At 59.7% G+C, this 6787-nt stretch carries 6 protein-coding genes; 5 read left to right on the forward strand and 1 reads right to left on the reverse strand.

All coding sequences use genetic code 11. The features are described 5' to 3' along the window. Positions 1-10 precede the first annotated feature (10 nt). The 5 genes from ACNQ0T_RS14920 (at position 11) to ACNQ0T_RS14940 (ending at position 6175) form a co-directional block, all read left to right on the forward strand. Positions 11-1144, forward strand: coding sequence for an amidohydrolase/deacetylase family metallohydrolase (locus ACNQ0T_RS14920; RefSeq protein ID WP_063148818.1), 1134 nt, complete (start codon positions 11-13; stop codon positions 1142-1144). Then, positions 1128-2246, forward strand: a complete 1119-nt coding sequence (locus ACNQ0T_RS14925; protein WP_063138006.1) for a DgaE family pyridoxal phosphate-dependent ammonia lyase — start codon at positions 1128-1130, stop codon at positions 2244-2246. Before ACNQ0T_RS14920 ends, ACNQ0T_RS14925 begins: the two co-directional genes overlap by 17 nt. Beyond that, entirely contained in the window at positions 2243-2983 is a 741-nt protein-coding gene (gene dagF / locus ACNQ0T_RS14930; RefSeq protein WP_417930200.1) for a 2-dehydro-3-deoxy-phosphogluconate aldolase, read from the forward strand. The genes ACNQ0T_RS14925 and dagF overlap by 4 nt, the downstream gene beginning before the upstream one ends. Positions 2984-3108: 125 nt before the next feature. Next, positions 3109-4245, forward strand: a complete 1137-nt coding sequence (locus tag ACNQ0T_RS14935; RefSeq protein WP_417930201.1) for a lactonase family protein — start codon at positions 3109-3111, stop codon at positions 4243-4245. A 19-nt stretch (positions 4246-4264) separates the two neighbouring features. Then, positions 4265-6175: a BglG family transcription antiterminator gene (locus tag ACNQ0T_RS14940; RefSeq protein WP_023305322.1), complete on the forward strand. Its 1911-nt coding sequence runs from the start codon at positions 4265-4267 to the stop codon at positions 6173-6175. Between the two features lie 32 nt (positions 6176-6207). On the opposite strand, the gene nrdG is transcribed toward ACNQ0T_RS14940, so the two are convergent. Beyond that, on the reverse strand, positions 6208-6672 hold the full coding sequence (nrdG, locus tag ACNQ0T_RS14945) for an anaerobic ribonucleoside-triphosphate reductase-activating protein (protein ID WP_022646867.1): 465 nt from the start codon (positions 6670-6672) through the stop codon (positions 6208-6210). Between the last annotated feature and the right edge of the window lie 115 nt (positions 6673-6787).

The raw sequence follows: 6787 nt of genomic DNA on the forward strand, positions 1-6787 counted from the left end.
GGAGAACCCCATGTTTGATCTACTCCTGCGCCGTGCGCGCCTCGCCGACGATACCCTGACCGATATCGCCATTCAGGACGGGAAGATCGCCGCGACAGGCCAAATTGACGCTCCCGCTCGTAAAACGGTTGAGCTTAACGGTGACGTGTTCGTCAGCGCGGGCTGGATTGACTCCCACGTCCACTGCTACCCGAACTCCCCAATTTACCACGACGAGCCGGACAGCGTGGGCATTGCCACCGGCGTCACCACCGTGGTGGACGCGGGCAGTACCGGGGCCGACGACGTGGATGATTTTTACGCCATCACCCGCAAAGCATCCACCGAGGTGTTTGCCCTGCTGAACATCTCCCGCGTGGGGCTGATTGCCCAGAACGAGCTGGCCAATATGGCCAATATTGATGCTGATGCGGTGAAGCAGGCGGTGACGCGCTACCCGGATTTTATCGTCGGCCTGAAGGCGCGCATGAGCAGCAGCGTGGTCGGTGAAAACGGTATTACCCCGCTGGAGCGCGCTAAAGCCATTCAGAAAGAGAACGGCAACCTGCCGCTGATGGTGCACATCGGCAACAACCCGCCGAACCTCGATGAGATTGCCGAGCTGTTAAGCTCCGGCGACATCATCACCCACTGCTACAACGGCAAGCCTAACCGCATCCTGACGCCCTCCGGCGAGCTGCGCGCCTCCATCACGTCTGCGCTGAAGCGCGGCGTGCGTCTGGACGTTGGCCACGGTACGGCGAGCTTCAGCTTTGAAGTGGCGAAGCGCGCTATTGCGATGGGCATTCTGCCGCACACCATCAGCTCGGATATTTACTGCCGCAACCGCATCAACGGCCCGGTCGGCTCGCTGGCAAGCGTGATGTCGAAATTCCTCGCCATCGGCATGTCATTGCCGCAGGTGATTGACTGCGTCACCGCCAACGCCGCAGACGGCCTGCGCCTGACGCGCAAAGGCCGCATTCAGCCTGGTCTCGACGCTGATCTGACGCTGTTCACCCTCAAACGCCAGCCGACGGTGCTGACGGATGCTGAAAACGACAGCCTGCAGGCTGAACACATTCTGGTGCCGCTTGCCGCGATCCGCGCGGGCAAGGGCTACATGACCGAACAAGGGAGCACGGAACATGCCTTCGATTTATGAGAAGTACAACTTAAAGCAGGTTATCAACACCTCTGGCCGCATGACGGCGCTGGGTGTCTCCACGCCGCGCCCGGAAGTGGTGCAGGCGGCGATGGACGGCATGAATCACTATTTCGAGATAAAGGATCTGGTCAATAAAACCGGCGAATACATCGCGAAGTTGCTGGAGGTGGAAGGCGCAACGGTGGTCTCCTGCGCGTCAGCGGGCATTGCCCAGTCCGTGGCGGCGGTACTGGTGAAAGACAGCGACTGGCTGCTGGAAAACCTGCACGTCACACCGATTGAGAACAACGAGATCGTCCTGCCGAAAGGCCACAACGTTAACTTTGGCGCGCCGGTAGGCACCATGGTAGCGCTGGGTGGCGGCAGGCTGGTGGAAGCGGGCTACGCCAACGAATGCTCTGCCGATCAGCTGGCGGCAGCGATCACCCCGCGTACAGCGGCTATCCTCTACATTAAATCGCACCACTGCGTACAGAAAAGCATGCTCAGCGTCGAGCAGGCGGCGGTGGTGGCGCGTAAACACGACCTGCCGCTGATCGTTGATGCCGCGGCGGAAGAAGATCTGCATACCTATTACCGCTCCGGCGCGGACCTGGTGATCTACAGCGGCGCGAAGGCGATTGAAGGCCCAACCAGCGGCCTGGTGATCGGCAAAACCCAGTACGTTGAGTGGGTGAAGCGCCAGACGGCGGGCATTGGCCGCGCGATGAAGGTGGGCAAAGAGGGGATCCTCGGCCTGACCTGCGCCATCGAACACTACCTGACGGCCACCAGGGAGAGCGGGGCCGAGATGGTGGCGAAGATGACGCCGTTTATTGATGCGCTCAACACCCTGAACGGCGTCACCGCCCGCGTGGTCTGGGACAGCGCGGGTCGCGATATCGCGCGCACCGAGATTAAGTTTGACGAAGCGACCACCGGCGTCGGCACGGGTGACCTGGTGGCGAAGCTGAAGCAGGGTGAATACGCCATTTACTTCCGTGGCTATAAAGCCAACGAAGGGATTATCGAAGCGGACGTGCGCAGCGTGAATGCTGATCAGCTGAACATCGTGTACCGCCGCATTAGCGAAGTATTAGGACAGGAGAAAAACGCATGAAACTGACCCCCAACTTTTACCGTGACCGCGTCTGCCTGAACGTGCTGGCAGGATCGAAAGCCAACGCCAGCGCCATTTACGAGGCGGCGGAAGGTCATGTGCTGGTGGGCGTGCTCTCCAAAAATTACCCCGACGTGGCGAGCGCCGTCGCGGATATGCGCGAGTACGCGGCACTGATTGATAACGCGCTCTCCGTGGGGCTGGGCGCAGGCGATCCGAACCAGTCGGCGATGGTGAGTGAAATCTCCCGCCAGGTACAGCCGCAGCACGTCAATCAGGTCTTTACCGGCGTGGCCACCAGCCGCGCGCTGCTGGGGCAGAATGAGTCCGTGGTCAACGGTCTGGTCTCCCCGACCGGCACCGTCGGCATGGTGAAAATTTCCACCGGCCCGCTGAGCAGTAACGCGCCGGACGGCATTGTGCCGGTTGAAACCGCTATCGCCCTGCTGAAAGATTTCGGCGGCAGCTCAATCAAGTACTTCCCGATGGGCGGCCTGAAATGCCGTGACGAATACCAGGCGGTGGCGGAAGCCTGCGCCCGTCACGACTTCTGGCTGGAGCCGACCGGAGGTATCGATCTGGATAACTTCGAGGCGATCTTGCAGATCGCCCTGGATGCGGGCGTGAGCAAAATCATCCCGCATATCTACAGCTCGATTATCGATAAAGCCAGCGGTGATACGCGTCCGGAAGATGTGCGTACGCTGCTGGCGATGACGAAGAAGCTGGTGAAGTAAAATAAAACCTTACCCCTCACCCCAGCCCTCTCCCCAAAGGGGAGAGGGCGTAATCGTCCCCTCTCCCCTTTGGGGAGAGGGTTAGGGTGAGGGGAAACACACCGCACACACCCGAAGGAGCCACCATGCACACCCGTACCCTGCTTGTCGCTTCACTCTCAATGCTCGCCACCGCCGCTGTCGCCCAGACGCAATACGCCTGGGTGGGTACCTATAATCCCAACGGCGAAGGGCTGTACCGCTTTACCGTCGACCCGCAAACCGGTGCGCTGAACGATAAAACGCTGGTGAGCCAACTCCCGAACGCTGCGCAGCTTACCGTCTCACACGACGGCAAAACGCTGTATCTGGCAAGCGAAGTGGAGCAGGGCGTGGTGCAGGCGCTGCGCATCGGCGATAACGGCGCGCTGAGCGAGCTGAATCAGGTGGCCTCAGGCGGCGCGGGGCCGGTGTATCTTTCCCTGACGCCGAACGGCAAACATCTGCTGGTGGCAAACTACGTCAGCGGAACAGTCGCGGTGCTGCCCGTTAACGCAGACGGCAGCCTGGGCGATGCTACGGACACCCATCAGGACAAAGGCGAACCGGGCGCGGCAAAGCCGGAAGCTGCCGTCGAGGGCAGTTTCGCCATCAGCGATCATAACGGCCCTCACGCGCACATGATCGCCGCCGATCCGAGCGGGAAATACGTTTTTTCCACCGATCTGGGGCTGGATCGCATCTATCAGTACCGTTTTGACGATCGAACCGGAAAGCTGACCCCGAACGATCCGCCGTTTATCAGCGCCTCCTCAAAAGGGGCCGGGCCGCGCCACTTCGTCTTTACGCCGAAGGGGGATGCCCTGTGGCTGATTAACGAAGAAGCCTCTACGCTCACCCATTATGCGCTGGACAGCAACGGCAGGCTGCAAGAGGGTAAAACGGTTTCAGCCTTGCCGGACGGTTATAAAGGCACCAGTTTTGCTGCCGGGCTGGCGCTAAGCGCCGACGGGAAACAGCTGTATGTCGCTAACCGTTTGCATAACAGCATCGGGCACTTTACCGTAACGGCGGAGGGCACGCTGACGCATCAGGACGATGTCTGGACGCGGGGCGACTATCCGCGCACCCTGACGCTTGATAAGCAGGGGCGCTGGCTGTACGTCATGAACCAGCGCAGCGACAACATTACCCGTTTCCGCGTGGCGCCGGACGGCAAGCTGAGCGCCGAGTCAGACTATACCCCGGTCGGCAGCCCATCCCAGATGGTCATTTCACCCTGAGCAGTAAGAGGACAACGACGTGCGATTTCCGAACCAACGTTTAGCACAACTTTTCGATCTGTTGCAAAACGAGACGCTGCCGCAGGACGAGCTGGCGCAGCGGCTGTCGGTCTCCACGCGAACCGTCCGGGCGGATATCACCGCCCTGAACGCGCTGCTGGCCAGCCACGGCGCGCAGTTCATTTTGAGCCGGGGCAACGGCTATCAGCTCAAAATCAATGATGTGGTGCGCTATCAACAATTGCAGTCGTCCCACCCGCGCGCGCTGCGTATTCCGCGAACCGGACCGGAGCGCGTGCACTATCTGGTGGTGCGTTTTCTGACGTCAGCCTTTTCCCTCAAGCTGGAGGATCTGGCCGATGAGTGGTTCGTCAGCCGGGCCACATTGCAGAGCGACATGGTGGAAGTACGCGAGTGGTTTCACCGTTACAACCTGACGCTGGAAACCCGCCCGCGCCACGGCATGAAGCTGTTTGGCAGCGAGATGGCGATCCGCGCCTGCCTGACCGACCTCCTGTGGGAGCTGGCGCAGCAGGATAGCCTTAACCCGCTGGTGACCGACGTGGCGCTCAACGCGGGCGTGGCGGAAAAGATGGTCCCTGTCCTGCACGATGCGCTGACGCGCCATCACATTCGCCTGACCGATGAAGGCGAGCTGTTCCTGCGCCTGTACTGCGCGGTGTCGGTGCGGCGCATCAGCGAGGGGTATCCGCTGCCGGAATTCCACGCTGAAGACGTGGAAGAGAACGTACGCGAGGCGGCTAAAGATATCGCCGTGGCTATCCAGGAGCTGGCGGGCAAGGCGCTTTCGCCATCGGAAGAGAGCTGGCTGTGCGTGCACATTGCGGCGCGGCAGATCCAGGAGATCGCCCCCAGCGCCATTAATGCTGACGACGACGAAGCCCTGGTCAACTATATCCTGCGCTACATCAACACCCACTATAACTACAACCTGTTGAGCGACGAGCAACTGCATGCAGATCTGCTCACGCACATCAAAACCATGATTACCCGCGTGCGGTATCAAATCATGATCCCCAATCCGCTGCTGGATAACATCAAGCAGCACTACCCGATGGCGTGGGATATGACCCTCGCGGCGGTGTCGAGCTGGGGCAAATACACGCCGTATGTGATCAGCGAAAACGAAATTGGTTTTCTGGTGCTGCATATCGGTGTCGGTCTGGAGCGCCACTACAACATCGGCTACCAGCGTCAGCCGCGCGTGCTGCTGGTATGTGACGCCGGTAACGCGATGGTGCGCATGATCGAGGCGGTGCTTCAGCGCAAATACCCGCAGATTGAGGTGACGCGCACGCTCACCCTGCGCGAGTACGAACTTGCCGATGCCATTGGCGAAGACTTCGTGATCTCTACCGCTCGCGTGAGCGAAAAATCCAAACCGGTGGTGATAATCGCCCCGTTCCCGACCGATTATCAGTTAGAGCAGATCGGCAAGCTGGTGCTGGTGGACCGCACCCGCCCGTGGATGCTGGAGAAATACTTCGACGCGGCCCATTTCCGCATTCTCGACAAGCCTGTCGACCAGCAAACGCTGTTCCGCGAACTGTGTGGGCAGCTTGAAAGCGAAGGCTTTGTCGGTGCGGAATTTCTGGAATCGGTTATCGAGCGTGAAGCTATCGTCAGCACTATGCTCGGCGACGGCATCGCGCTGCCGCACTCCCTCGGCCTGCTGGCGCAAAAAACGGTGGTCTACACCGTGCTGGCGCCGCAGGGCATTCAGTGGGGAGATGAAACTGCCCATGTCATTTTTCTGCTCGCCATCAGCAAAAGCGAGTACGAAGAGGCAATGGCGATTTACGATATTTTTGTCACTTTCCTGCGTGAACGCGCGATGGCGCGCCTGTGCCAGTGCGAGGATTTTGCGGCGTTTAAGGCTGAGGCAATGGAGAGTGTGAGTCGGTTTTGACGTTCAGGCGGACAGCGGATATCCGCCTTCATTCAACGCAGATGATGCACAACCTGGTTGCTGCTGCCGCGCCAGATAAGCATAGGATCTTTAAGATCCTGCACGAACTTGCCGTCGACCAGGACGTTAATCAGATCCACCACTTCCTTCTGCTGCGCATTCAGTTCATCCAGCTTATAACCCGTCCAGACCCAGATGTCTTTTCCCGCGCACTCGCGGCGGATGCGTTTTACCAGCTTCAGGATCGCCGGCACGTTTTGCGGATGGAGCGGGTCGCCGCCGGAGAGCGAGATCCCCTGACGTTTAATGCGCGTGTCGTTCAGGTCATTGATGATGCGGTCTTCCATCTCAGCGGTAAACGGCATACCCGAGTTCAGGCGCCAGGTGCTTTTGTTATAGCAGCCGGGGCACTCGTGAACGCAGCCTGATACAAAGAGGGTGCAGCGGGTGCCGGGGCCGTTGACGATGTCGACGGGGTAGTACTGGTGATAGTTCATCGCGAATAACCACGCCGGGTGGGGGGGGGGGGGGGGGGGGCAAAAAAAAAAAAAAAAAAAAAAAAACGAAAAACAAACAAACCCCCCAAAACCAAAATACGAGCAGAGGACCCAC

It is taken from the genome of Enterobacter cloacae complex sp.6700776, assembly GCF_048284255.1.
In the GTDB taxonomy this organism is placed as follows: domain Bacteria; phylum Pseudomonadota; class Gammaproteobacteria; order Enterobacterales; family Enterobacteriaceae; genus Enterobacter; species Enterobacter intestinihominis.

Coding starts and splice junctions, on each gene's coding strand:
- ACNQ0T_RS14935 (WP_417930201.1), top strand. CDS start 3,109: ATGCACACCCGTACCCTGCTTGTCGCTTCACTCTCAATGCTCGCCACC.
- dagF (WP_417930200.1), top strand. CDS start 2,243: ATGAAACTGACCCCCAACTTTTACCGTGACCGCGTCTGCCTGAACGTG.
- ACNQ0T_RS14920 (WP_063148818.1), top strand. CDS start 11: ATGTTTGATCTACTCCTGCGCCGTGCGCGCCTCGCCGACGATACCCTG.
- ACNQ0T_RS14925 (WP_063138006.1), top strand. CDS start 1,128: ATGCCTTCGATTTATGAGAAGTACAACTTAAAGCAGGTTATCAACACC.
- nrdG (WP_022646867.1), bottom strand. CDS start 6,672: ATGAACTATCACCAGTACTACCCCGTCGACATCGTCAACGGCCCCGGC.